Source organism: Blastococcus sp. TF02A-26 (assembly GCF_003319125.1).
Taxonomy (GTDB): Bacteria; Actinomycetota; Actinomycetes; order Mycobacteriales; family Geodermatophilaceae; genus Trujillonella.
Genome location: NZ_QOHG01000004.1, coordinates 108114 through 134396, shown reverse-complemented (window position 1 = coordinate 134396; position 26283 = coordinate 108114). Strand labels below are relative to the sequence as shown.

The window sequence follows — 26283 nt, the reverse complement described above, 5'->3', positions numbered from 1 at the left end:
CGAGCGCAGGAGCTGCGCTCGAGCGACTCCGTTCAGCTGACCTCGACGCGGGCGACGCCCCGGCGGCCGCTGGTCCACAGCAGCAACTCCATCGGCTCGCCCTCGAGCGTCGGCCCGCCCCTGCCGACGCGCTTCTCCACGCCCGGGACGTCGGTCCGGCGCAGGGTCGCGCCACCGACCCGGCGGGCGAACAGGGTCGCGGTCCGCCAGAGCTGGTCGCGGTCGGCGCGGGAGAGCTCGCGCGGCTCCCACTCCGGCTGGGCCCGGCGCACGTCCTCGTGGTGGATGGCGAACTCCCCGGCGTTGACCAGGTCCCCGACCACCGGCCAGCCCATGGGGCTCCACCGCGGCGCGCCGGCACGCACCCGGTCGACCACCTCGGCGAACGGGGTGGAGGTGCGCATCCGCTCCTCCAGCCGCGCGGAGTGCGCGTGCAGCCCCCGCCCGATCGGGAGCGTCTCGAGCGCGTAGCCCGGCCCGGCGTCGGGCCGGTGGTCGCGGACCACGAGGTGCGCGGCGAGGTGCCCGGTCGTCCACCCCTCGCAGCAGGTCGGCGCGTCGGGCCCGAGGGTCTCCAGCAGATCGGCCAGGGCGGCGCGCTCGCGGGCGGCGAGCGACGCGGGGGAGGACGTCACGGCGCGAGGTCTACCAGGCCCGCCCCCGGAATGCAGCGGCCGGTCCGGCGTTGTGCGGTTAGCGTGCCTAAGGAGACGCGCGAGTGTCGCCGCTGAACAACCTCGAGGAGTGCCGTTGTCCCGCCGCCGAGACGCCGTGGTGCGGCGCGGCCTCCGCCACATCGGCCTCGCCGTCCGCGAGCAGCCGGGCATGTTCACCCTCGCCGTCGCCGCGAGCAGCCTCTACGGCGCCATGACGGTGGCCAGCGCCTACGTGATCGGCGAGATCACCGACCGCGTCGTCCTGCCGGCCTTCGACGAGGGCTCCACCACGGCCGCGGCCCTGACGCTGGCGGCGGTGGCGGTCCTCGGGGTGGCGCTGCTCAAGATCGTCGGCATCCTCGGCCGCCGGCTGTTCGCCGGGATCATGGGCTACCGGCTGCAGGCCGAGTACCGCCGCCGGGTGACCGGCCAGTACCTGCGACTGCCGCTGGCCTGGCACCAGCGGCACCCCACCGGCCAGCTGCTCTCCAACGCCAACTCCGACGTCGAGGCGGCCTGGTTCTTCGTCGCGCCGCTGCCGTTCGCCGTCGGCGCGCTGGTCATGATCGCGATCACCGTCGCCGCGCTGGTGCTCACCGACCCCCTGCTGGCCGTGATCGGGCTGGTCGTCTTCCCCGCCGTCTTCGTGGTCAACGTCGTCTACTCGCAGGTGATGAGCCCGCGGATGCAGCGGGCCCAGCAGCTGCGCGCCGAGGTCAGCGAGGTCGCCCACGAGAGCTTCGACGCCGCCCTGGTCGTGAAGACCCTCGGCCGCGAGGACGTCGAGACCGAGCGCTTCGCCGACCGGGCCACCGAGCTGCGCGACGGGCTGGTCGCCGTCGGCCGGGTCCGCGGCCTGTTCGACCCGCTGATGGAGGCGCTGCCCAACCTCGGCACGCTCGCCGTCCTGCTGGTCGGCGCCGGGCGGGTCGCCGACGGCGCGACCGACGCCGGCGAGCTGGTCTCCATCGCCTACCTGTTCACGCTGCTCGCGCTGCCGATCCGCGCCATCGGCTGGGTGCTGGCCGACCTGCCGCGGGCCCTGGCCGGCTTCGACCGGGTCACGCCCGTGCTGTCGGCGACCGGGGAGACCCCCTACGGCGCCGAGGCGGCCGCGGTCCGCGCCGGCGGGGCCGGCCTCGCCCTGGACGGCGTCGGCTACTCCTTCGACGGCGCCGGCCGCCCGACGCTGTCGGACATCACCTTCGACGTCCCCGCCGGCAGCACCGTCGCCGTCGTCGGCCCCACCGGGTCGGGCAAGTCGACCCTCGCCGGGCTGCTGGTGCGGCTGGTCGACCCGGCCGACGGCACCGTCCTGCTCGACGGGATCGACCTGCGCCGGCTCCGCGAGGGCGAGCTCAGCGGGCAGGCCGCGTTCGTCGCGCAGGGCACCTTTCTCTTCGACGACACCGTCCGCGGCAACGTGACCCTCGGCGGGGACTTCTCCGACGACGAGGTGCGCGCCGCCCTGCGCACCGCGGCCGCCGACGACTTCGTCGACCGGCTGCCCGAGGGCCTGGACACCCGGGTCGGCGAGCGCGGGGCCAGCCTCTCCGGCGGTCAGCGGCAGCGGATCGCGCTGGCCCGCGCCGTCATCCGCCGGCCCCGGCTGCTCGTGATGGACGACGCCACCAGCGCCGTGGACCCCTCCGTGGAGGCGCGCATCCTCGACGCCCTGCGCGACACCGACCCGCCGGCCACCGTGGTGGTGGTCGCCTACCGCCAGGCGACGATCGCCCTGGCCGACGAGGTCGTCTGGCTGGAGGGCGGGCGGGTCCTGGCCCGCGGCAGCCACGAGGAGCTGCTCGCCGAGGTGCCCGGCTACGCGGCCCTGGTGCGGGCGTACGCGCAGGACGAGGTGGCGGCGTGAGCGGACAGGGGCGTGAGCATCGCAGCGAGGGACGAGCGAGGAGCGGAGCGCCCCGCGGGAGCGAACGAGGGGCATCATGACGACCGCCGAGATCGAGGACCGCCGCGAGGGCGCGATCGCCACCCTGCGCCGCGGGCTGCGGATGATGCCGGAGTTCCGCCGCGGACTGCCGGTGACGTTCGCCCTCGCGCTCGTCGCGACCGCGGGCCGGGTGGTCGTGCCGATCGCCGTCCAGCAGGTCATCGACCGCGGGCTGGCCGCTCCGGGCGGCCCCGACATGGACCTGGTGCGGAACCTGGTCGCGATCTGCGCGGTCGTCGTCCTGCTGACCGGCGTCGCGGTGTACCGGATGAACGTGCGGCTGTTCCGCACCACCGAGACGGCGCTGGCCGGGCTGCGCACCCGCGCCTTCCGGCACGTGCACGACCTGTCGGTGCTGCACCAGCAGGGCCAGCGGCGCGGCTCGCTGGTCTCCCGCGTCACCAGCGACGTCGACCAGCTGTCGACGTTCATGCAGTGGGGCGGCGTGCTCGGCGTGGTGAGCCTCGGCCAGCTGCTCGTCGCGACCGTCGTGATGTTCGTGTACTCGTGGCAGCTGACCCTGCTGGTGCTCGCCTGCTTCGTCCCGCTGGGCTACGCCGTGCGGTTCTTCGCCCGCAGGCTGGCCGTCGTCTACGGCGTGGTCCGGGAGCGGGTCGGCGACGTGCTGGCCGCGGTCTCCGAGTCCGTCGTCGGCGCCTCGACGGTCCGCGCCTACGGCGTGCGCGAGCGCACCGCCGCCCGCATCGACTCGGCGATCGGCCGGCACTACCGATCGCAGGTGGAGGCGCAGAAGACGACGGCGGCGGTCTTCGTCAGCGGCGAGTTCATCGCCTCGGTGGCCAACGCCGCGGTGATCGTCGTCGGCGTGCTGCTCGGCCTCGCCGGCGACATCACGGCCGGCACCCTGATCGCCTTCCTCTTCCTCGTGTCGCTGTTCGTCGCGCCGGTGCAGACCGCCAGCGAGGTGCTCAACGAGGCGCAGAACGCCGTCGCCGGGTTCAAGCGGGTGCTCGACATCCTCGACACCGAGCCCGACGTCCGGGACCCCGCCCAGGACGGCGGCGGGCGCACCCTGCCCGACGGGCCGCTCGGGGTCCGCTTCGAGCGGGTCGGCTTCCGCTACGCCCCCGACGCCCGACCGGCGCTCACCGGCGTGGACCTGGAGATCGCGCTCCGGCGGCGGGTGGCGATCGTGGGGGAGACCGGCTCCGGGAAGACGACGTTCGCCAAGCTCGTCACGCGGCTCATGGACCCCACCGAGGGGCGGCTGTCCCTCGGGTCCGCCGACGGCGGCTGGGTGCCCCTGGACGAGGTGGCCTTCGCCTCGCTCCGCTCCCGCGTGGTGATGGTCCCGCAGGACGGCTACCTGTTCGACGCGAGCGTCGCGGCCAACGTCCGCTACGGCCGGCCCGGGCTGACCGACGACGAGGTGGTCGCCGCCTTCACCGAGCTGGGCCTCGGCGACTGGCTGGCCGGCCTCCCCGACGGGGTCGCCACACCGGTCGGGCAGCGCGGGGAGTCGCTGTCGGCCGGCGAGCGGCAGCTGGTCGCCATCGCGCGGGCCTACGTCGCCGACCCGGACCTGCTGGTGCTCGACGAGGCGACCAGCGCGGTCGACCCGGCGACCGAGCGACGGCTCACCGAGGCGCTGGACCGGCTGACCAGCGGCCGGACCACCCTGACCATCGCCCACCGGCTCTCCACCGCCGAGCGGGCCGACGAGGTGCTCGTCGTCGACGCCGGCCGGGTCGTCCAGCGCGGCAGCCACGACGAGCTGGTCGCGGTCGAGGGCCCCTACGCCCGCCTGCACGCCTCCTGGCGCCGCTCTTCGACCGGGCAGACCGAGCCGGTCGGCTGAGCCGGGCGCCGCTAACCTCCGACCCGTGCCGTCTCGCAGCGCCGCCGCGTCCCTGCCCGGCTGGGGCGGTGGGCGGATGCCGTGGACGGCGCTGACCGCGGTCGTCTGCGGAGGAGTCGCGGTGATCCCGCTGCTGCTCATGGCGGTGCTGCTGTTCGCGGTGGGCGGGCTGAGCTCCGACAGCGCCCGGGAGCCCTGGGTGTGGATCGTCTTCCTGGCGCCGGTCGTGCAGCTGGCCGCCGCCATGTGGCTGGTCCTGCGGCGGGGGTGGCTGCCCCTGGTGCTCGCGGTCCTGCCCTCGGCGGCTCTGCTGTGGGCCGTCTACTCCGCGGCCGAGGACGAGGGCGACGCGGTGGGCGCCGGCCCGGTCCTCCTCGTGCTCTTCCCGCTGCTCGCGGCGGGGTTCGCCGCCGCTCCGCCGACCCGGCGGTGGCTGGCCGCCCGGCCGGGGCGGGCGCGCGCCACCGGCTGACCGCGCCGGCCCGTCGTCCTACGCTGCCGGTCGTGCCGCCCGCCCGCCGACGCTCCCCGCGCGCCGCGCCCGTCCTGCCGCAGGCGGGGCGGACGGCGGTGCGGCAGCGACCGGACCTGGCGCCGTTCGTGGTGCTCTTCGCCGTCCTGGTGGCCGCCGAGGACCTCTACGTCGGCTGGCTGCTGTGGGAGCCCGACCCCGGCCTGTACTGGTACGTGCTCGTCGCGGCCGCGCTGGCCGCATGGGCGCTGACCGGCGCGGCCCTGGTCTGGCAGGGCCGGGCGCGCGGCTGGGTGGTCCTGGCGCTGGCCAGCAGCGTGCCGCTGGCCTTCCTGCTCCTCCTCCTGCTCCGGTCCGGGTCGCTGGGAGGGACGAGCCAGGTGGTGTGGTGGACGCTGGCGATGCTGGTCGGCCCGGTCGGGTGCCTGGCGCTCGCGACGCACCGCACGGTCCGGGAGTGGACGGCGCTTCGGCGCGCTAAGCTTCCCCCGGTGCGCGCCCGTCGGAGCGGCCGCGCCGGTTAGCGTGCCCCTGTGACCGACACAGACGTCGTGGTGGTGGGGGCCGGGCTCGCCGGCCTGGTGGCGACCGCGGAGCTCGCCGACGCGGGCAAGCGGGTCGTGCTGCTGGACCAGGAGCCCGAGGCCTCGTTCGGCGGGCAGGCCTGGTGGTCGTTCGGCGGCCTGTTCCTCGTCGACTCCCCGGAGCAGCGCCGGCTGCGCGTGCACGACTCGCTCGAACTGGCCCGCCAGGACTGGTTCGGCACCGCCGCCTTCGACCGCGCCGAGGACCACTGGCCGCGCCAGTGGGCCGAGGCCTACCTGCAGTTCGCCGCGGGGGAGAAGCGCGCCTGGCTGCGCTCGCAGGGCGTCGGCTTCTTCCCGGTCGTCGGGTGGGCCGAGCGCGGCGGCTACACCGCCACCGGGCACGGCAACTCGGTGCCGCGGTTCCACATCGTCTGGGGCACCGGTCCCGGCATCGTCGAGCCGTTCGCGCGGCGGGTGCGCGAGGCCGTCGACCGCGGCCTGGTCCAGCTCCGTTTCCGGCACCGGGTCGGCGAGCTGGTCGTCAGCGGCGGCGCGGTGACCGGCGTGCGCGGCGCGGTGCTCGAGCCCAGCGACGTCGCCCGCGGCGAGGCCAGCTCCCGGACCGAGCTGGAGCCCTTCGAGCTGAGCGCCCAGGCCGTCGTCGTCACCTCGGGCGGGATCGGTGGCAACCACGAGCTGGTCCGCCGCAACTGGCCCGAGCGGCTCGGGCCGGCGCCGCGGCGGCTGCTCTCCGGCGTCCCCGCGCACGTCGACGGGCACATGCTCGAGGCGACCGAGGCCGCCGGGGCGAACCTGATCAACCGCGACCGCATGTGGCACTACACCGAGGGCATCGCCAACCACTCGCCGGTCTGGGCCCGGCACGGCATCCGGATCCTGCCCGGCCCCTCGTCGCTGTGGCTCGACGCCACCGGCAAGCGGCTGCCGGTGCCGCTGTTCCCCGGCTTCGACACCCTCGGCACGCTCGCCCACATCGGGCAGACCGGACACGAGCACACCTGGTTCGTCGCCACCGAGAAGATCGTCGAGAAGGAGTTCGCGCTGTCGGGCTCCGAGCAGAACCCGGATCTCACCGGCAAGGACGTCAAGCTCCTGCTCAACCGCGTGAAGTCCGGCGTCTCCGGCCCGGTGCAGGCCTTCCTCGACCGCGGTGAGGACTTCGTCGTCGCCCGCACGCTGCCCGAGCTGGTCGCCGGGATGAACCGGATCACCGGCGGGGAGCCCGAGGTGCCGCTGGCCCGGGTCGAGGAGGAGGTCGTGGCGCGCGACCGCGAGGTCGCCCACCCCTTCACCAAGGACCTGCAGATGACCGCCATCCGCGGCGCCCGGACCTACCTCGGCGACAAGCTGATCCGCGTCGCGCCCCCGCACCGGCTGCTGGACCCCGAGGCCGGACCGCTCATCGCCGTCCGCCTCAACCTGCTCACCCGCAAGACCCTCGGCGGCCTGGAGACCGACCTCTCCGGCCGGGTCCTGCGGCCCGGCGGGGACCCGTTCCCCGGCCTGTACGCCGCCGGTGAGGTGGCCGGTTTCGGCGGCGGCGGGATGCACGGTTACCGGTCGCTCGAGGGCACCTTCCTCGGCGGCTGCCTGTTCTCCGGGCGGACGGCGGGCCGGGCGCTGGCCGCGGACCTGTGACCGCACCGCGCGACCCCTGGTCCGACCCCGACAGCCCCACCGAGCAGGGCGCCCCGTACAGCGGGCCGCCGGCGTACGGCACCGCCCCGTACCCGGTGCCGGGCTACGGCCAGCCCGGCTACGGCCAGCCCGGGTACGGCCAGCCCGGCTACGGCCAGCCCGGGTACGGCTGGCCCCCGCCACCGGCGTACGGCGCCCCGGGCGGCTGGCCGGCCCCGCCGCCGCGTGGTCCCCGGCGCCCCGGCCAGGTCATCACGGCCGCGGTGCTGGCCCTGGTCCAGGCCGCGCTGGTCGCCTTCACCTCGGCGTACCTGCTGCTGTTCGCCTCGGTCGTCCTCGGCATCGAGCTGGACACCGACGCCTACGTCGACCCCCGGGCCGCCGACATCGCCGACGAGGCGCAGGTGCTGGCCTGGCTGCAGTTCGCCTCGGTGGTCGCCCTGCTCGTCGCGGGTGTCCTGGCGCTCAACCGCCGGGACCGCGGCACCTGGTGGGCCCTGCTGGTCGCCCTCGGGGCGCAGCTTCTGCTCGCCCTCTACTGGGTGGTCCGCATCGTCGGGCTGCTCGGGGACGTCCCCGAAGCCGACGACGCCGTTCCGCTCCTGGTGTTCTGCGCCCTGGTCTTCGCCGCCGGACCGGCCGTCGGCATGGGCCTGCTGGTCGCCCGCTCGTCCCGGGAGTGGTTCGCCACCGCGTCGCGCTGACGCCGGTGTCCTGCGCCGCCGGTCGCCGGGGGAGGATCGGGGCATGACCGCCGTCCCGCCCGCTCCCGCTCTCGACCCGGCTGTCGCCGCGCTGCTGCGCCGCGACCCGGCCGGTCTCGTGGTCGCCGTCGTGCAGCAGCACGACAGCGGCGAGGTGCTGATGGTGGCGTGGATGGACGACGAGGCGCTGCACCGCACCCTCACCACCGGCCGGGCGACGTACTGGTCGCGCAGCCGCCAGGAGTACTGGGTCAAGGGCGAGACGTCCGGGAACCGCCAGTGGGTGCGCGACGTCCGCGTCGACTGCGACGGCGACGCGCTGCTCGTCCTCGTGGACCAGGAGGGCGCCGCCTGCCACACCGGCGAGCGCAGCTGCTTCTTCCGCGGCCTCCCGACCACCGTGGGGAGTCCGTCGTGACCGGAGGACGGGCGATGCGGCTGGGGGAGACCTACCCGAGCCGCGAGGACTTCACCGCGCTCGACGGCGCAGGCGGCGGCCGGGCGATGGTGCCGGTGGTGCGCCGGCTGCTGGCCGACGGCCTGACCGCCGTCGGCATCCACCGCACCCTCGCCGGCGACCGCCCCGGCACGGTGCTGCTCGAGTCGGCCGAGCAGGGCCGGCAGTGGGCGCGGTACAGCTTCGTCGGGGTCCGCAGCGCCGGGGTGCTCACCGAGCGCGACGGCGCCAGCCAGTGGCTCGGCGACCCGCTGCCCGGGCTCACCGACGACCTGCCGGCCGACCCGCTGGCCGCCGTCCGCACGCTGGCCCGGCGGCTGCGCACCCCGCGCACCGAGGGGCTGCCGCCGCTGACCGGCGGTCTCGTGGGCTACCTCGGGTACGACGTCGTCCGGCGGCTGGAGCGGCTGCCGCAGCTGGCCACCGACGACATGGGCATGCCCGAGCTCGGCATGCTGCTGGTCACCGACCTGGCCGTGGTCGACCACACCGAGGGCAGCGTGCTGCTCATCGCCAACGCGTTCGCCTCCGACGACCCCGGCGCCGCCTGGGACGACGCGGTCGCCCGGATCGACGACATGGCCGCGGCGCTGGCGAAGGGGGCGCCGGCGGGCCTGGCGGCGTTCACCCCGGCCGACCCGCCGCCGGTCACGAGCAACATGGCACCCGGGGTGTTCGAGGACGGCGTGGAACGCGTCCGCGAGCACATCCGTGCCGGGGACGCCTTCCAGGTGGTCCTCGCCCAGCGGTTCGAGGTCGCCACCGAGGTCGACGCGCTCGACCTCTACCGGGTGCTGCGCGCGACCAACCCGTCGCCCTACATGTACCTGCTGCGCTTCGCCGGCCGGGAGACGCCCTTCGACGTGGTCGGCTCCTCGCCGGAGGCGCTGGTGACCGTGACCGGCCGCTCCGCGGTCGTGCACCCGCCGGCCGGTACTCGCCCCCGCGGCGCGACGCCGGAGGAGGAAGCCCGCCTCGCCGAGGGGTTGCTCGCCGACCCCAAGGAGCGCGCCGAGCACGTGATGCTGGTCGACCTCGCCCGCAACGACCTCGGCCGGGTGTGCGTGCCGGGCACGGTCGAGGTGCCCGACTTCATGCGGATCGAGTACTACAGCCACGTCATGCACCTGGTCTCCACCGTGGCCGGCGAGGTCGCCCCGGAGTGGGACGCGCTGGACGTCTTCGACGCGACCTTCCCGGCCGGCACGGTGTCCGGCGCCCCGAAACCGCGGGCGATGGAGATCATCGAGTCGCTGGAGCCGACCCGGCGGGCGCTCTACGCCGGCACCGTCGGCTACGTCGACGCCAGTGGCGACCTGGACATGGCCATCGCGATCCGGACGGCGGTGCTGCACCAGGGCCGGGCGTACGTGCAGGCCGGCGCCGGGATCGTGGCCGACAGCGACCCGGCCACCGAGGAGGCCGAGACGCGGCACAAGGCGCGGGCGGTGCTCTCGGCGATCGCGGCCGCCGAGGGGATGCGGGAGCTGGCATGACCGGCTCGCGGCGCGAGCTCGGCGCGGCCGTCGCCGGGCTCGCCGTCGCCGGGGGGCTCGCGCTCTCGGCCGGCGGGCAGACCTGGGCCACCGCCACGGTGACCCGGCAGGCGCCGCTGCCGCCGATCGCCGAGGAGCTGACCGGCACCGACCTCGCCGCGCTGGTGCCGGCCTGCGGGCTGCTGCTCCTGGCCGCGGCGGTGGCGGTGATCGCCGTCCGCGGGCGGGGCCGGCAGCTGGTGGGCCTGCTCGCGTGCGTCGGCGGTGGCACGCTGCTGTGGTCGGGGCTGCGGGCGCTGCTCCACGACCCGGGGCTGGCCGACCTCTCCGACGGCACGGCCGCCGCCGCGACCGCACTGACCATCAGCCGGTCGGTCGCCTGGCCGGTGCTGGCCGTCCTGGCCGGGGTGCTGGGCGCCGCGGCCGGGGGCCTGGCCGTCCTCCGGGGCGCGGGGTGGCAGGGCATGGGCCGCCGCTACGAGCGGACGGCGACCGCTGCGCCGGCCGCGGCCGGCACCCGGGAGGACCGGGCCCTGGACGCGTGGCGGGCCCTGGACCGTGGCGAGGACCCCACGGCCGACCCGACGGCCGACCCTCCGGCGGACCCGACGGCACCCCCGCCGGGAGGCGTCGGAGACCGCCTCTAGAGTGGGTCCACCACGGGGAGAAGGGGCCGGAGTACCCCGGACCAGGGCGTACACGCGTGATCTGCGTCGCCTGCGAGCGTCCGACCCTCGTGGCCGAGCTTCGACGTCCATCACGGAGGAGGGGTCGTGAACGTCCTCGACGAGATCGTCGCCGGCGTGCGGGAGGAACTGGCCGCACGCGAGGCAGCGACCCCGCTCGCGGAGGTCATGGCCGCCGCCCGTGACACCCGCCCCGCCCTCGACGCCCAGGCCGCGCTGCGCGCCCCCGGCGTCGGGGTCATCGCGGAGGTCAAGCGGCAGAGCCCGTCCAAGGGCGCGCTCGCCGAGATCCCCGACCCCGCGGTGCTGGCGACGCAGTACGCGGCCGGCGGCGCCCGGGTCATCAGCGTGCTCACCGAGCGCCGTCGCTTCGGCGGCAGCCACGCCGACCTCGCCGCCGTCCGGGCCGCGGTCGACGTCCCGGTGCTGTGCAAGGACTTCGTCGTCAGCAGCTACCAGGTGCACGAGGCGCGGGCGCACGGCGCCGACGTCGTCCTGCTCATCGTCGCCGCCCTGGAGCAGAACGTCCTCCTCGGTCTGCTGGAGCGGGTCGAGTCCCTCGGCATGACCGCGCTGGTCGAGGTGCACACCGAGGCCGAGGCCGACCGGGCGCTGGACGCGGGGGCGTCGGTCATCGGCGTCAACGCCCGTGACCTGACCACGCTGCAGGTCGACCGCTCCACCTTCGAGCGGATCGCCCCCGGGTTGCCCTCGACCGTGGTCAAGGTCGCCGAGTCCGGCGTCCGCGGCCCGCACGACCTCATCTCCTACGCCGCGGCCGGCGCCGACGCCGTCCTCGTCGGCGAGGGGCTGGTGACCGCCGGCGACGCCCGTCAGGCGGTCGCGGACCTGGTCGTCGCCGGGTCGCACCCGGCCACCCCGCGCCCCAGCCGCTGAAGAAGGACCCTCCTGCCCCCGCCACTCGCGAGCTCGCGGGCCCCTGCAGGAGGGCCACGCCGTACCCCTGCGCCATGTCAGCCGCCGGACGCGGGACACTGGGCGCATGACCACCAGTCCCGTACGCCCGCCCGAGTCGCGACCCGCTCCGGCGGCGCCGACCTGGCCGGACGCCACGGGCCACTTCGGCGTCTTCGGCGGTCGCTTCGTCCCCGAGGCGCTGATCGCCGCGCTCGACGAGCTGACCGAGGCCTACGAGGCCATGAAGGTCGACCCGGCCTTTCTCGAGGAGTTCGCCGCGCTGCAGCGCGACTACACCGGCCGGCCCAGCCCGATCACCGAGGTGTCGAGGTTCGCCGAGCACTGCGGTGGCGCCCGGGTGCTGCTCAAGCGCGAGGACCTCAACCACACCGGCTCACACAAGATCAACAACGTGCTGGGCCAGGCGCTGCTCACCAAGCGGATCGGCAAGAGCCGGGTGATCGCCGAGACCGGTGCCGGCCAGCACGGCGTCGCCACGGCGACCGCGGCGGCGCTCATGGGGCTGTCCTGCACCGTCTACATGGGCGAGGAGGACACCCGCCGCCAGGCGCTCAACGTGGCCCGCATGCGGCTGCTCGGCGCCGAGGTCATCCCGGTCACCACCGGCTCGCGCACCCTCAAGGACGCGATCAACGAGGCGTTCCGCGACTGGGTGACCAACGTGGAGACGACGAACTACGTGTTCGGCACCGTCGCCGGGCCGCACCCGTTCCCGGCCATGGTCCGCGACTTCCAGCGGGTCATCGGCGACGAGGCCCGCGCCCAGCTGCTCGAGCGGGAGGGCCGGCTGCCCGACGCCGTCCTGGCCTGCGTGGGCGGCGGCTCCAACGCGATCGGCATCTTCACCGCGTTCGTCCCCGACGAGGGCGTCCGGCTGGTCGGGCTGGAGGCCGCCGGCGACGGCGTGGAGACCGGCCGGCACGCGGCCACGATCACCGGCGGGTCGCCCGGGGTGCTGCACGGTGCCCGCTCCTACCTGCTGCAGGACGACAACGGGCAGACGATCGAGTCGCACTCGATCAGCGCCGGCCTCGACTACCCCGGCGTCGGCCCCGAGCACTCCTACCTGCACGACATCGGCCGGGCCGAGTACCGCCCGGTGACCGACGCCGAGGCCATGGAGGCCTTCGCGCTGCTGTGCCGGACCGAGGGGATCATCCCGGCGATCGAGTCGGCGCACGCCCTGGCCGGCGCGATGCGGCTGGGCCGGGAGGTGGGCCCGGACGCCCTGCTGCTGGTCAACCTCTCCGGCCGCGGCGACAAGGACGTCGAGACCGCGTCGACCTGGTTCGGGCTCGGCGACCGCGAGGAGGTCGACCCCGGGCCGGGCCTGGACACCGACCAGCAGCCCACCGAGGGCGCCGTCAGCAACGACGAGGCCGTCGCCGGCCAGGACGCGGGGGAGCAGGCATGAGCGCGCTGCAGCAGCGGATCTCCGCCGCGCGGGCCGAGGGGCGGGCGGCGCTGATCGCCTACCTGCCGGTCGGCTACCCGGACGTCGACGCCTCGATCGCGGCGATGGTGGCGGCGGTCGAGGGTGGGGCCGACGTCGTCGAGATCGGCGTCCCCTATAGCGACCCGGGCATGGACGGCCCGGTCATCCAGGAGGCCGTGGACGTCGCCGTCCGCGCCGGGGTCGGGATGCGCGACGTGCTGCGCGCGGCCGAGGCCGTCGCCGCCGCCGGTGCCGTCCCGGTCGTCATGAGCTACTGGAATCCGGTCGAGCGCTACGGCGTCGACCGGTTCGCCGCCGACCTGGCCGCGGCCGGGGGAGCGGGGGCCATCACCCCCGACCTCATCCCGGACGAGGCGGGCGCCTGGATCGCCGCCTCCGACGCCGCCGGGCTGGACCGGGTCTTCCTGGTCGCCCCGTCGTCCACTCCGGCGCGGCTGCGCTCCACCGTCGCGGCCAGCCGGGGGTTCGTCTACGCCGCCTCCACGATGGGCGTGACCGGCACCCGGGCCACGGTCGGCGACGCCGCCGAGTCGCTGGTCGCCCGGACCCGTCAGGCGATCGCCGACGTCGGCACCGACCTCCCGGTCTGCGTGGGGCTCGGGGTCTCCGACGGCGAGCAGGCCGCCGAGGTGGCCGGGTTCGCCGACGGCGTCATCGTCGGGTCGGCCTACGTGCGCACGCTGCTCGAGGGCCGCGGTCCCGACGGCGTCCGCGGGCTGTCCGAGGACCTGGCCCGCGGGGTCCGGCAGCGGGCCGGGGCGCCGGCATGACGGGCGAGCTCGCGAGCGCGTCCGGAGGCGGAGCCGCGCTCGCCAGCATCCCGAGCCCGAGCGAGGGCGTCTGGGAGCTCGGCCCCGTGCCGATCCGCGCCTACGCGCTGGCGATCATCGCCGGGATCGTCCTCGCCTGCTGGATCTCCGAGAAGCGCTGGGTGGCCCGTGGCGGTCGCCCCGGCGAGGTCCTCGACATCGCCGTCTGGGCCGTGCCCTTCGGCATCGTCGGCGGCCGGATCTACCACGTGCTCACCACACCGCAGCCGTACTTCGGCGAGGGCGGGGACCCCCTCAAGGCCTTCGCCATCTGGGAGGGCGGGCTCGGCATCTGGGGCGCGATCGCCTTCGGGGGCGTGGGCGCCTGGATCGCCTGCCGCCGGATGGGCATCCCGCTGCCGGCGTTCGCCGACGCGATCGCGCCGGGCCTGCTGGTCGCCCAGGCGGTCGGCCGGCTGGGCAACTGGTTCAACCAGGAGCTCTTCGGCGGACCGAGCGACCTGCCGTGGGCGCTCGAGATCGACCGGGAGCACCGGCCGCTGGAGTACCTCGACGTCGCGACGTTCCACCCGACGTTCCTCTACGAGCTGCTGTGGAACCTGGCCGCCGCCGCGGTCGTCGTCTGGGCCGACCGGCGCTTCCGGCTCGGGCACGGGCGCGCCTTCGCCCTGTACGTCGCGCTGTACTGCACCGGCCGGCTGTGGATCGAGCTGCTGCGCACCGACCCGGCGAACGAGTTCTTCGGCGTCCGGCTCAACGTCTTCACCTGCCTGGTCGTCGGGCTGGCCGCCGTCGCCTACATGGTCGTGCTGCGCGGCCGGCCGCGAGAGGTGCTCGACCGGCGGGGTGACGATGGTGACACCCGGCCGGGCCAGCGGCCGGCCGGTACCGCTGCCGTGCCCGTGACCAGCGCGGACGCCGAGGCCGCCGACCGCGCCGGTGACGACGATCACCGCCCGGCGAACGGTTCCTGAACACGGGGGTACGGCCGCCCGTTCACCCGGGAAAACCACGTGTTACGGCTGTGTACCCTTCCCTCGGACCCGCCGGTGATCCCGGCGGATCGCACGTGTCGGACCGGGCCAGCGTCGCCCCGCGGACGACGGCCCCCCGGCACCATCCGTGGGACTCTCGACCTGACCGGTCCGGGCACGTCCCCGCGCCGGCCGCCCGCCCGCAGCGCCTTCGCACACCGCCCCCTCTGACCACCACCGGCCGGGCCTCCGCCCCGCTGCGTGCCTCCTCGCGAGCGCGCGCGAAAACGCCGACGACGGGAGTGACATGACCGGGTCCACCTCACCTCGCACCGCGCGGCCCACCCCCTCCGCCGTCCCCTTCTCGGCCGTCCCGCCGGCCGCCGGGCTGTACGACCCCGCGAACGACACCGACGCCTGTGGCGTGGCGTTCGTCGCCGACGTGCAGGGGCGGCCCAGCCGCGCGCTGGTCGCCGCGGGCCTCACCGCGCTGCACAACCTGGACCACCGCGGCGCCGCCGGCTCCGAGCCCAACAGCGGTGACGGCGCCGGCATCCTCACGCAGGTCCCCGACGCCCTCCTGCGGGCCAGCGTGGACTTCGACCTGCCGCCCGTGGGCGAGTACGCCGTCGGCATCGCCTTCATGCCGGTCGACGAGACCGAGCGCGCCGCGCGCGTCGAGGACGTCGCCCGCATCGCCGCCGAGGAGGGGCTGACCGTCCTCGGCTGGCGCGAGGTCCCGGTCGACCCCGACGGCGCGGACCTCGGCCCCACCGCCCGCGCGGTCATGCCGCACTTCGCGCAGGTCTTCGTCGCCGAGACGATGGGCGCCCGCGCCGACGCGACCGCCTTCGGCGGCAACACGGTGTGCAACGGCGTCAGCCGGCTGGAGCGGCGCTCGTTCGTGCTGCGCAAGCGCGCCGAGCGGGAGGCCAGCGAGGCCGGCAGCTCCCTGTACGTCGTCTCGCTGTCGTCGCGCACGATCACCTACAAGGGCATGCTGACCACCGACCAGTTGCCCGCGTTCTTCCCCGACCTGCGCGACGAGCGGTACGAGTCGGCGATCGCGCTGGTGCACAGCCGGTTCTCGACCAACACCTTCCCGAGCTGGCCGCTGGCCCACCCGTTCCGGCTCATCGCCCACAACGGCGAGATCAACACGATCAAGGGCAACCGCAACCGCATGCGGGCCCGCGAGGCCAAGCTCGAGACGCAGATGTTCGACGGTCCGGCCGGCCCGGCCAGCGAGCTCGGCCTGGAGCGGATCTTCCCGGTCACCGCCAGCGACTTCAGCGACTCGGCCACCTTCGACGAGGTGCTCGAGCTGCTGCACCTGTCCGGCCGCTCGCTGCCGCACGCGGTGCTCATGATGATTCCGGAGGCCTGGGAGAACCACGCGGAGATGGACCCGGCCCGCCGGGCCTTCTACCGGTTCCACTCCTCGATCATGGAGCCGTGGGACGGCCCCGCCGCGGTCGCCTTCACCGACGGCACGCTGATCGGCGCGGTCCTCGACCGCAACGGCCTGCGCCCCGGCCGCTGGTGGCACACCAAGGACGACTGGGTCGTGCTGGCCAGCGAGGTCGGCGTCCTGGAGATCCCCGACGCCGAGGTCGTCGCCAAGGGCCGGCTGCAGCCGGGCCGGATGTTCCTCGTCGACACCGCCGCCGGGCGGATCCTGTCCGACGAGGAGGTCAAGGGCGCCCTCGCGGCCGAGAACCCCTACGACGACTGGCTGCACGCCGGCCTGGTGCACCTGCCCCAGCTGCCGGAGCGGCGCCGCTCGCGGCCCAGCCACGAGTCCGTCGTCCGCCGCCAGCAGCTGTTCGGGTACACCGAGGAGGACCTGCGCGTCCTGCTCACCCCGATGGCGTCGTCCGGTGCCGAGCCGATCGGCTCGATGGGCACCGACACCCCGGTGGCGGCGCTGTCGGACCGCTCGCGGCTGCTCTACGACTACTTCGGGCAGCTGTTCGCCCAGGTGACCAACCCGCCGCTGGACGCCATCCGCGAGGAGCTGGTGACCAGCCTCGGGCGGACCTTCGGTCCGGAGCAGAACCTGCTCAACGCCACCCCGGCGTCCTGCCGGCAGGTCTTCCTGCCGTTCCCGGTGATCGACAACGACGAGCTCGCCAAGATCCTGCACATCGACGACGACGGCGACCTGCCCGGCTACGCCGCCGTCCGGATCACCGGTCACTTCGACGTCAACGGCGGGGGACAGGCCCTGGCCAAGGCGGTCGAGGAGCTGCGCACCAAGGCCAGCAAGGCCATCGCCGCCGGTGCCCGGATCATCGTGCTGTCCGACCGCGACTGCGACGAGAACCGTGCGCCGATCCCGTCGCTGCTCATGACGGCCGCCGTCCACCACCACCTGGTGCGCGAGCGGACCCGCATGGAGGTCGGCCTCGTCGTCGAGTCCGGCGACTGCCGCGAGGTGCACCACGTCGCGCTGCTGCTGGGTTACGGCGCGGCGGCGGTCAACCCGTACCTGGCGTTCGAGTCGATCGAGGACCTGATCCGCGACGGCGTGCTGACCGGCGTGGAGCCGGCGCAGGCGGTGCGCAACACCGTCAAGGCGCTGGGCAAGGGCGTCCTCAAGGTCATGAGCAAGATGGGCATCAGCACCGTCGGCTCCTACACGATGGCGCAGATCTTCGAGGCCGTCGGCCTGGCCGAGGACGTCGTCGACGAGTACTTCACCGGCACCTCCTGCCCCCTCGGCGGCGTCGGCATGGACGTCCTCGCCGAGGAGGTCGCGATGCGGCACCGGCGCGCGTACCCGGCCAACCCGACCGAGCGGGCCCACCGCCGGCTGGAGACCGGTGGCGACTACCAGTGGCGCCGCGAGGGCGAGGTGCACCTGTTCAACCCCGAGACGGTGTTCCTGCTCCAGCACTCGACCCGCGCCCGGCAGTACGACGTCTTCGAGCGGTACACCAAGGAGGTCGACCAGCTCTCCCGGGACGCGGCGACCCTGCGCGGCCTGTTCGAGCTCAAGACCGGGGTCCGCCCACCCGTCCCGCTGGACGAGGTCGAGCCGGTCAGCGAGATCGTGAAGCGCTTCCAGACCGGCGCGATGAGCTACGGCTCCATCTCGCAGGAGGCGCACGAGACGCTCGCGATCGCCATGAACCGGCTGGGCGGCAAGTCCAACACCGGTGAGGGCGGCGAGGACCCGGCGCGCTTCGTCCCCGACCCGAACGGCGACCTGCGCCGCTCGGCCATCAAGCAGGTCGCCAGCGGCCGCTTCGGGGTCACCAGCGAGTACCTGGTCAACGCCGACGACATCCAGATCAAGATGGCCCAGGGCGCCAAGCCCGGCGAGGGCGGCCAGCTGCCCGGGCAGAAGGTGTACCCGTGGGTGGCGCGCACCCGGCACTCGACGCCGGGCGTGGGGCTGATCAGCCCGCCGCCGCACCACGACATCTACTCGATCGAGGACCTCAAGCAGCTCATCCACGACCTGAAGAACGCCAACGACCAGGCGCGGGTCCACGTCAAGCTGGTCGCCGAGGTCGGCGTCGGCACCGTCGCGGCCGGTGTCAGCAAGGCGCACTCCGACGTCGTCCTGATCTCCGGGCACGACGGCGGCACCGGTGCCGCGCCGCTGACCTCGCTCAAGCACGCCGGCTCGCCGTGGGAGCTCGGCCTGGCCGAGACCCAGCAGACGCTGCTGGCGAACGGGCTGCGCGACCGGATCACCGTGCAGGTCGACGGCCAGCTCAAGACCGGTCGCGACGTCGTCATCGGCGCGCTGCTCGGTGCCGAGGAGTTCGGCTTCGCGACGGCGCCGCTGGTGGTCTCCGGCTGCATCATGATGCGGGTCTGCCACCTCGACACCTGCCCGGTCGGCGTCGCCACCCAGAACCCGGAGCTGCGGAAGCGCTTCACCGGGCGCCCGGAGTTCGTCGTCACCTTCTTCGAGTTCATCGCCGAGGAGGTCCGCCGCTACCTGGCCGAGCTGGGCTTCCGGAGCCTGGACGAGGCGATCGGCCGCGTCGAGGTGCTCGACACCCGCAAGGCGGTCGGCCACTGGAAGGCGCAGGGCCTGGACCTGTCCAAGCTGCTGGCCGTGCCCGAGCTGCCCGAGGGCACGCCGCGGCGCAAGGTGCGCGACCAGGACCACGGCCTGGACGTGGCGCTGGACCAGACGCTGATCCAGTTGTGCGAGGGCGCGCTGCTCGACGCGCGGCCGGTGCGCCTGGAGCTGCCGGTGCGCAACGTCAACCGCACCGTCGGCACGATGCTCGGCGCGATGGTCACCCGGCGCTTCGGCGGCGAGGGCCTGCCCGAGGGGACGATCGACCTCACCTTCAGCGGGTCGGCCGGCCAGTCGTTCGGCGCGTTCGTCCCCCGGGGCATCACGATGCGGCTGTTCGGCGACGCCAACGACTACGTCGGCAAGGGCCTGTCCGGCGGGCGCATCGTCGTCCGCCCGGCCCGCGAGGCGACCTTCGCCGCCGAGGACAACGTCATCGCCGGCAACGTCATCGGCTACGGCGCGACCGCGGGGGAGATCTTCCTGCGCGGTCGGGTCGGTGAGCGGTTCTGCGTCCGCAACTCCGGGGCGCTGGCCGTCGTCGAGGGCGTCGGCGACCACGCGCTGGAGTACATGACCGGCGGCCGCGCGGTCATCCTCGGTGCCACCGGGCGCAACATCGCCGCGGGCATGTCCGGCGGTGTCGCCTACGTGCTCGACCTGGCCCGGCACCGGGTCAACGGCGAGATGGTCGACGTCGACCCGCTCGACGGCGAGTCCGCGGCCTGGCTGCGCGACGTGCTCGTCCGCTACCAGGCCGACACGGAGTCCACGGTCGCCGCCGCGCTGCTCGCCGACTGGGGCCGCTGGTCCGAGCGGTTCAGCGTGATCATGCCGCGCGACTACCGCCGGGCCCTGGACGCCCGCCGGGCCGCCGAGGCCGCCGGTACGGACGTCGACCGCGCCGTCATGGAGGCCGCTCGTGGCTGACCGCACCCGCCCCGCACCCACCACCGCTCGAAGGGAGGCCGACCGTGGCTGACTCCACGGGGTTCCTCAAGTACGACCGCGCCCTGCCGCCCCGCCGGCCGGTCGACGTCCGCATCCTGGACTGGAAGGACGTCTACCTCACCCGCGAGACCGGCGAGGACGAGGTCTTCCCGGTGGCCGCGGTGCGCCAGCAGGCCGCCCGCTGCATGGACTGCGGGATCCCGTTCTGCCACCACGGCTGTCCGCTGGGCAACCTGATCCCGGAGTGGAACGACCTCGCCCGCCGGGACGACTGGACCGACGCGATCGAGCGGCTGCACGCCACCAACAACTTCCCGGAGTTCACCGGGAAGCTGTGCCCGGCGCCGTGCGAGGGCTCCTGCGTCCTGAACCTGCAGGAGTCGCCGGTCACGATCAAGCAGATCGAGTGGGAGATCATCGACCAGGCGTTCCAGCGGGACCTGGTCACCCCGCAGCCGGCGCAGGAGCGCACCGGCAAGAAGGTCGCCGTCGTCGGCTCCGGCCCGGCCGGGCTGGCCGCCGCCCAGCAGCTGACCCGCGCCGGGCACGAGGTCACCGTGTTCGAGCGGGCCGACCGCATCGGCGGCCTGCTCCGCTACGGCATCCCCGAGTTCAAGATGGAGAAGGCCGTCCTGGACCGGCGGCTGGACCAGATGCGCGCCGAGGGCACCCGCTTCGTCACCGGGGTGGACGTCGGCGGCAGCGGGGCCGACGACCTGAGCGTCGACCAACTGCGCGGCGACTTCGACGCCGTCGTCCTGGCCGGCGGCGCGACCGTCGGCCGCGACCTGCCCGCCCCGGGGCGCGAGCTCGCCGGCATCCACCTGGCCATGGAGTACCTGCCGTACGGCAACCGGCAGGCCCTCGGCGAGCTCGACCACCCACCGATCGACGCCCGCGGCAAGCACGTCGTGATCATCGGCGGCGGCGACACCGGCGCCGACTGCCTCGGCACGGCCCACCGCCAGGGCGCGGCCTCGGTCACCCAGCTGGAGATCATGCCGGCGCCCCCCGGCAGCCGGGCCCAGGACAACCCCTGGCCGACCTACCCGATGGTCATGCGCGTCTCGAGCGCCCACGAGGAGGGCGGCGAGCGGCTGTTCAGCGTGAACACCGAGCGCTTCCTCGACGACGGGCAGGGCAACGTGCGCGCGCTGCTGCTGCACGAGGTGGAGCGGGTCGACGGCCGGTTCACGAAGATCGAGGGCACCGAGCGCGAGCTCCCCGCCGACCTGGTGTTCCTGGCCATGGGCTTCACCGGCGCGCAGCGCGAGGGTCTGGTCGACGGCCTGGGCGTCGAGGTCGACGGCCGGGGCAACGTCGCCCGCGACGGGGACTTCATGTCCACCGTGCCCGGCGTCTTCGTCGCCGGCGACATCGGCCGCGGCCAGTCGCTCATCGTGTGGGCCATCGCCGAGGGCCGCTCGGCCGCCGGCGCGGTCGACGCGTGGCTCACCGGTGGCGAGTCCGAGCTGCCGCGGCCGGTCACGCCCACGGCGGTCGCGCTCCGATGAAGGACCCCCGTGCCCCCCACGCCTCGCCAGCTCGGCGCGGGCCCCTGCACGGGGGCCGGGCGTGGGGGACACGGGAGTCCGGTCCCACGCGCGGCGCAGGCGCCCACTAGCGTTCTCGTCATGCCCCGCCGCGCCAAGATCGTCTGCACACTCGGTCCCGCCACCAGCTCCATCGAGCAGGTCACCGCACTCGTCGAGGCCGGCATGGACGTCGCCCGGCTGAACTTCAGCCACGGCGCGCACGCCGACCACGAGGCCGCGTACCGCGTGGTGCGCGAGGCCTCGGACCGCACCGGCCACGCCGTCGCCGTCCTCGCCGACCTGCAGGGCCCCAAGATTCGCCTGGGCACCTTCGCCGAGGGCAAGGTGGAGTGGCCCACCGGCGCCCGGATCTGCATCACCGTCGACGACGTCCAGGGGACCGCCGAGCGCGTCTCCACCACCTACAAGGGCCTGGCCGCCGACGCCCGCGTCGGTGACCGGCTGCTGGTCGACGACGGCAAGCTCGCGCTCTCGGTCGTCGAGATCGACGGCCCCGACGTGTGGTGCCTGGTCGTCGAGGGCGGCCCGGTCTCCAACAACAAGGGCCTGTCGCTGCCGGGTGTCGCGGTCAGCGTCCCGGCGCTGTCGGAGAAGGACGCCGAGGACCTCCGCTTCGCGCTGCACCTGTCGGTGGACTTCGTCGCGCTGTCGTTCGTCCGCTCGCCGGCCGACGTCGAGCTGGTCCGCGACATCATGCGGCAGGAGGACGTCTACGTCCCCGTGATCGCCAAGCTGGAGAAGCCCGAGGCGGTCGCGAACCTCGAGGCCATCGTCGAGGCCTTCGACGGCATCATGGTCGCCCGCGGCGACCTCGGCGTGGAGCTCCCGCTCGAGCAGGTGCCACTGGTCCAGAAGCGCGCCGTCCAGGCCGCCCGGGAGCGCAACAAGCCGGTCATCGTCGCCACGCAGATGCTCGAGTCGATGATCGAGAACTCGCGGCCGACCCGCGCCGAGGCCTCCGACGTCGCCAACGCCGTCCTCGACGGGGCCGACGCCGTGATGCTGTCGGGCGAGACCTCGGTCGGGAAGCACCCCATCGCCGCCGTCCGCACGATGGAGCGGATCATCGACGCCGTCGAGAGCGACAACGTCCGCGCGCCGGAGCTGGTGCGGGTCTCCCGCTCCCGCGCCGGGGCCATCGTCCGGGCCGCCCGCGACATCAGCGAGACGCTCGGGGTCAAGGCACTCGCGACCTTCACCCAGACCGGCGAGACCGCCCGTCGCCTCGCCGCGCTGCACCCCCGCCAGCCGCTCCTCGCCTTCACCGTCGACGCCCGGGTGCGCAGCCAGCTGGCGCTGTCCTGGGGCGTGGAGACCTTCCTCGTGCCCGAGGTCCAGCACACCGACGACATGGTCGAGCAGGTGGACTTCTCGCTGCTGGCGATCGGCCGGCTCAAGGAGGGCGACCGGGTCGTCGTCGTCGCCGGCAGCCCGCCCAACACCGTCGGCTCGACCAACCTCATCCGCGTGCACGAGGTGGGCACCGACTCGTGAGCGGAGGCAGCGACGACGTCGCCGCGCTCCTCCAGGTGCTCGACCTGGAGGAGCGCGAGCCCGGCGTCTACGTCGGCCAGACGCCGAAGACCACGCGCCAGCGGGTGTTCGGTGGCCAGGTGGCCGGGCAGGCGCTCATGGCCGCCGAGCTGACGACGACGGGCGGGCGGCCGGTCCACTCGCTGCACTCCTACTTCCTGCGTCCCGGAGACCCGAACGAGGAGATCCGCTACGTCGTCGAGCGGATCCGCGACGGCCGGTCGTTCTCCACCCGCCGGGTGCTGGCCCACCAGCGTCGCCGTGGCGAGGACGTGGCGATCTTCGCCCTGACCGCGGACTTCCACCAGCCCGAGCCGGCCGCCGTCACCCACGCGCTGCCGATGCCGGACGTCCCGCCGCCGGACGCCGTCCCGACGGCCCTGGAGTACGCGCGCCGGCACGGCAAGGAGGACGACGAGCACCTGGAGCTGCTCGGGCAGGCGGTCGACCAGCGGTCCCTGGACGACCCGTTCGCGCGGGTGCCCAAGCAGGAGCCCGACACCCGGTCCTACGGCTGGTTCCGGGTGGCCGGGCGGCTGCCCGACGACCCGACGATCCACGCGGCCGCGCTGACCTTCGTCACGGACCTGACGCTGCTCGGCGCCGGCCTGGCCCGCAAGGGCGGCTGGCACGACCGCTACCAGGGCGCGAGCCTGGACCACGCGGTGTGGTTCCACGCGCCGGTGCGGGCCGACGAGTGGTTCCTCTACGAGACCGACAGCCCCGCCGCCGCCGGCGGGCGGGCGCTGAACTTCGGCCACATCTGGTCGGTCGACGGCACGCACGTCGCGTCCGTCGCCCAGGAGGGCCTCATCCGCGACCTCGGGGAGTAGGGCCCCCGGAGGGTCACCCGGCGGGCGCCTGCACGGCGACCTGCGTCGCCGTCTCGTCCTGCGCGGCGGGCGTCTCGACCGGCACCTCCGCCGGCTCGTCCGCCCGCTCCTCGGCCTGCGGTACCTCGACGGCTGCGGCCTCCTGCTCCGCCTGCTGCGCCGCTGCGGCGGCGCGCTCGGCCGCCCGGCGCTCGGCCTCGGCCCGCTCCTCGGCCGCCAGCCGGGCCCGCTCGGCGGCGGCCTCGGCGAAGTCGCGGGACAGCCAGTCGTGGTTCTCGCACAGCAGCTGCCAGAGGCGTTCGACCGTGGCCCGGGTCGTCGTCGGTGCGCCCACGGCCGCCCGGAGGACGACGCGGCCGCGCACGGTGGTGTGGGTCAGGAAGACCTCGCCGCCGTCGTTGAGCCGCTCCAGCAGGGTCATCGTGGCGACGTCGGCGTCCACCTCGTCCTCCCAGCGGGGGCGGAGGCACACCAGCGACAGCGGATGGGGCGTCGCCACCTCGAACCGCTCGTCGGCGTCGGCCCAGCCGGCCAGCTCCTGGGCCAGCGCGACGCCGGACCGGATGTGGGCGCGCAGCCCCTCGGCGCCGTACCAGCGCAGCACGAACCACAGCTTCAGCGCCCGGAACCGCCGGCCCAGCTCGATCTGCCAGTCCCGGTAGTCCACGACCCCGCCGCTGTCGGTGGCGGCGTTGCGCAGGTACTCGGGGAGGATCGCCAGCGCACCGGTGAGGGCCGCCCGGTCGGCGACCCAGAAGAGCGTGGCGTCGAACCCGGTGAGCAGCCACTTGTGCGCGTCGGTGGTGTAGCTGTCGGCCCACTCGACACCGTCCTGCAGCGGGCGCAGCTCCGGCACCAGGCCGCTGACCCCGGCGTAGGCGGCGTCGACGTGCAGCCAGACGCCGAACCGCTGGCAGATGGGCCCCAGCTCCAGCAACGGGTCGACGGCGGTGGTGGACGTCGTCCCCACGGTCGCGCAGACCAGCACCGGCTTCAGGCCGCGGGCCACGTCACGCTCCAGGCGGGCGGCGAGCGCCGCCGGGCGCATCGCGAGGTCGTCCCCGACCTCCACGATCCGGACGGCGTCGCTGCCGAGCCCGGCGATGCGCACCGCCTTCTCCATCGACGAGTGCGTCTCGGCGGAGACGTAGACGGTGCACTCCTCGGGCTCGACGCCGTGCCGGACCGTGGCGCCGCCGCTCGCGCGGTGCAGCGCGGCCAGCAGCGCCACGAGGTTCGCGCCGGAGCTCGAGTCCTGGATCACGCCCCCGCCGGTGCCGGTGGAGCGGAAGGACGCCGGGAGGTCGAGCAGGCCCGCGAACCAGTCCAGGACGTGCTGCTCGAGCTCGGTCGCGGCCGGGCTGGTCACCCACGACATGCCCTGCACGCCGAGCCCCGCCGACACCAGGTCGCCGAGCACCGAGGGGCCGGAGGTGTTGGCCGGGAAGTAGCCGAAGAAGCCGGGGTGCTGCCAGTGGGTCAGCCCGGGGACGACGACCCGGTCGAGGTCGGCCAGCACGGCCGACAGCGGCTCGCCCTGCTCGGGCGGTGCGTCGGGCAGCGCGGCACGGACGTCGCCGGGCGCCACGGGGGAGCGGACGGGCAGCCCGGGCAGCCGGGTCCAGTAGTCGGCGATCCAGTCGACCACCTCGTGGCCGTGCCGCCGGAACTCCTCGGGGGTCATGTGCGGTGCAGGCTCGGTCACACCCCCACCGTATTCGGCACCAGCTCGCCGGCGGACGAGCGGCCGTCAGGCCGCTGTCGCCGAGGAGTGGGGGCCGGAGGCTCCCGCGACCGAGGGGACGGACGGGCTCAGCGCAGCAGGGGGACGGCACGTGGCCGCGGTGTCGGCCGGAGGCCGACAGATCACGGGGTGCCCCCGGTGCGACTCGAACGCACACTGCGCGGGTTTTGAATCCGCTCCCTCTGCCGATTGGGGTACGGGGGCGTGCCGGACACCACACGTCCGACGGCGCATCCGCAGCCTAACGGGCCTGCTCAGGCGGCCCGGCATCGCTAGGCTCCTCGCCCGTGAGCACCGAGCCGACGCGTGTCCTCATCGCCGAGGACGAGGCCCTGATCCGCCTCGACCTCAAGGAGATGTTGGAGGAGGAGGGCTACGTCGTCGTGGCCGAGGTCGGCGACGGCCAGCAGGCCGTCGACCGCGCGCGGGAGCTCGCGCCCGACCTCGTCATCCTCGACATCCAGATGCCGGTCCTCGACGGGCTGTCGGCCGCCGAGCAGATCGCCGGTGACCGGGTGGCGCCGGTGATCGTGCTGACCGCGTTCAGCCAGCGGGAGCTGGTCGAGCGGGCCCGCGACGCCGGTGCGATGGCCTACCTGGTCAAGCCGTTCTCCAAGAACGACCTCGTGCCGGCCATCGAGGTCGCGCGCGCCCGGTTCGCCGAGCTGTCCGCGCTGGACGGCGAGGTCCGCTCCCTGGAGGACCGGCTCGAGGCCCGCAAGGTCGTCGAGAAGGCCAAGGGCGTGCTGATGACCCACCAGGGGCTGACGGAGGCCGAGGCCTTCCGGTGGATCCAGCGGACCGCCATGAACGAGCGGACGTCGATGAAGGCGCTCGCCCAGCGCATCCTCGACGAGGGCGTCGCCGCCGAGGGTTCGCCCGCCTGAGCGGCCGATCCCGCGGCCCGGCCGCCCGCGTAACTCGGGCGCAACACGGTAGATCACGACCTCATCACGGTCCCTCGACCGTGATCCGCATGCCCGTCCCCAGCGGTTACCTTCGCTCCACTCAGCGGCCCTCGGGGCGGCATCTGCCGTCCTCGGGGGCCTCGGAACGAC

The 26283-nt window shown here is 74.6% G+C and carries 20 protein-coding genes and 1 tRNA gene; 18 read left to right on the top strand and 3 right to left on the bottom strand.

The window, feature by feature from the left end; translation table 11 throughout:
• Positions 1–32 precede the first annotated feature (32 nt).
• Positions 33–635, bottom strand: coding sequence for a TIGR03085 family metal-binding protein (locus tag DQ240_RS06000; RefSeq protein WP_233498536.1), 603 nt, complete (start codon positions 633–635; stop codon positions 33–35).
• 115 nt (positions 636–750) lie between these two features.
• Between DQ240_RS06000 and DQ240_RS05995 the strand changes: the two genes are divergently transcribed.
• The 17 genes from DQ240_RS05995 to DQ240_RS05915 all read left to right on the top strand — a co-directional run bounded on the left by DQ240_RS05995 (position 751) and on the right by DQ240_RS05915 (position 23481).
• Positions 751–2526, top strand: coding sequence for an ABC transporter ATP-binding protein (locus tag DQ240_RS05995; protein WP_233498535.1), 1776 nt, complete (start codon positions 751–753; stop codon positions 2524–2526).
• Positions 2527–2602: 76 nt separating this feature from the next.
• Positions 2603–4426: an ABC transporter ATP-binding protein gene (locus tag DQ240_RS05990; protein ID WP_113838708.1), complete on the top strand. Its 1824-nt coding sequence runs from the start codon at positions 2603–2605 to the stop codon at positions 4424–4426.
• A 25-nt stretch (positions 4427–4451) separates the two neighbouring features.
• Positions 4452–4898 carry a hypothetical protein gene (locus DQ240_RS05985; RefSeq protein WP_147261944.1) on the top strand — a complete coding sequence of 149 codons (447 nt, stop codon included), beginning with the start codon at positions 4452–4454 and terminating at the stop codon, positions 4896–4898.
• Between the two features lie 32 nt (positions 4899–4930).
• Complete coding sequence (locus DQ240_RS05980; RefSeq protein ID WP_147261943.1) at positions 4931–5422, top strand: hypothetical protein; 492 nt, start codon at positions 4931–4933, stop codon at positions 5420–5422.
• A gap of 9 nt (positions 5423–5431) precedes the next feature.
• Positions 5432–7084 carry an FAD-binding dehydrogenase gene (locus DQ240_RS05975; RefSeq protein ID WP_113838705.1) on the top strand — a complete coding sequence of 551 codons (1653 nt, stop codon included), beginning with the start codon at positions 5432–5434 and terminating at the stop codon, positions 7082–7084.
• Complete coding sequence (locus DQ240_RS05970; protein WP_113838704.1) at positions 7081–7788, top strand: hypothetical protein; 708 nt, start codon at positions 7081–7083, stop codon at positions 7786–7788. Before DQ240_RS05975 ends, DQ240_RS05970 begins: the two co-directional genes overlap by 4 nt.
• A 43-nt stretch (positions 7789–7831) precedes the next feature.
• Complete coding sequence (gene hisI / locus DQ240_RS05965) at positions 7832–8206, top strand: phosphoribosyl-AMP cyclohydrolase (protein ID WP_113838703.1); 375 nt, start codon at positions 7832–7834, stop codon at positions 8204–8206.
• A complete protein-coding gene (locus DQ240_RS05960; RefSeq protein ID WP_233498534.1) occupies positions 8203–9741 on the top strand; it encodes an anthranilate synthase component I in 1539 nt (512 codons plus the stop codon). Before hisI ends, DQ240_RS05960 begins: the two co-directional genes overlap by 4 nt.
• Positions 9738–10388: a Trp biosynthesis-associated membrane protein gene (locus tag DQ240_RS05955; protein WP_113838701.1), complete on the top strand. Its 651-nt coding sequence runs from the start codon at positions 9738–9740 to the stop codon at positions 10386–10388. The genes DQ240_RS05960 and DQ240_RS05955 overlap by 4 nt, the downstream gene beginning before the upstream one ends.
• A gap of 126 nt (positions 10389–10514) precedes the next feature.
• Entirely contained in the window at positions 10515–11324 is an 810-nt protein-coding gene (trpC, locus tag DQ240_RS05950) for an indole-3-glycerol phosphate synthase TrpC (protein ID WP_113838700.1), read from the top strand.
• Between the two features lie 106 nt (positions 11325–11430).
• Entirely contained in the window at positions 11431–12780 is a 1350-nt protein-coding gene (gene trpB / locus DQ240_RS05945) for a tryptophan synthase subunit beta (RefSeq protein ID WP_113838699.1), read from the top strand.
• Complete coding sequence (trpA, locus tag DQ240_RS05940; RefSeq protein ID WP_113838698.1) at positions 12777–13592, top strand: tryptophan synthase subunit alpha; 816 nt, start codon at positions 12777–12779, stop codon at positions 13590–13592. The genes trpB and trpA overlap by 4 nt, the downstream gene beginning before the upstream one ends.
• Positions 13589–14566 carry a prolipoprotein diacylglyceryl transferase gene (lgt, locus tag DQ240_RS05935; protein WP_113838697.1) on the top strand — a complete coding sequence of 326 codons (978 nt, stop codon included), beginning with the start codon at positions 13589–13591 and terminating at the stop codon, positions 14564–14566. The genes trpA and lgt overlap by 4 nt, the downstream gene beginning before the upstream one ends.
• Before the next feature lie 307 nt (positions 14567–14873).
• Positions 14874–19538 (top strand): glutamate synthase large subunit, encoded by a 4665-nt coding sequence (gltB, locus tag DQ240_RS05930; RefSeq protein ID WP_113838696.1) that lies wholly within the window; start codon positions 14874–14876, stop codon positions 19536–19538.
• Positions 19539–19582: 44 nt separating this feature from the next.
• On the top strand, positions 19583–21073 hold the full coding sequence (locus DQ240_RS05925) for a glutamate synthase subunit beta (protein WP_113838695.1): 1491 nt from the start codon (positions 19583–19585) through the stop codon (positions 21071–21073).
• Between the two features lie 120 nt (positions 21074–21193).
• Complete coding sequence (gene pyk, locus DQ240_RS05920; protein WP_113838694.1) at positions 21194–22609, top strand: pyruvate kinase; 1416 nt, start codon at positions 21194–21196, stop codon at positions 22607–22609.
• Complete coding sequence (locus tag DQ240_RS05915; protein ID WP_113838693.1) at positions 22606–23481, top strand: acyl-CoA thioesterase II; 876 nt, start codon at positions 22606–22608, stop codon at positions 23479–23481. Before pyk ends, DQ240_RS05915 begins: the two co-directional genes overlap by 4 nt.
• A 13-nt stretch (positions 23482–23494) precedes the next feature.
• Here the strand turns inward: DQ240_RS05915 and DQ240_RS05910 are convergent, their stop codons facing one another.
• Positions 23495–25186 (bottom strand): pyridoxal-dependent decarboxylase, encoded by a 1692-nt coding sequence (locus DQ240_RS05910; RefSeq protein WP_233498533.1) that lies wholly within the window; start codon positions 25184–25186, stop codon positions 23495–23497.
• A gap of 169 nt (positions 25187–25355) precedes the next feature.
• A tRNA-Leu gene (locus DQ240_RS05905) sits at positions 25356–25429 on the bottom strand.
• An 83-nt stretch (positions 25430–25512) separates the two neighbouring features.
• On the opposite strand from DQ240_RS05905, the gene DQ240_RS05900 reads away from it, so the two are divergent.
• Positions 25513–26112: an ANTAR domain-containing response regulator gene (locus DQ240_RS05900; RefSeq protein WP_113838691.1), complete on the top strand. Its 600-nt coding sequence runs from the start codon at positions 25513–25515 to the stop codon at positions 26110–26112.
• The last annotated feature ends 171 nt before the right edge of the window (positions 26113–26283 follow it).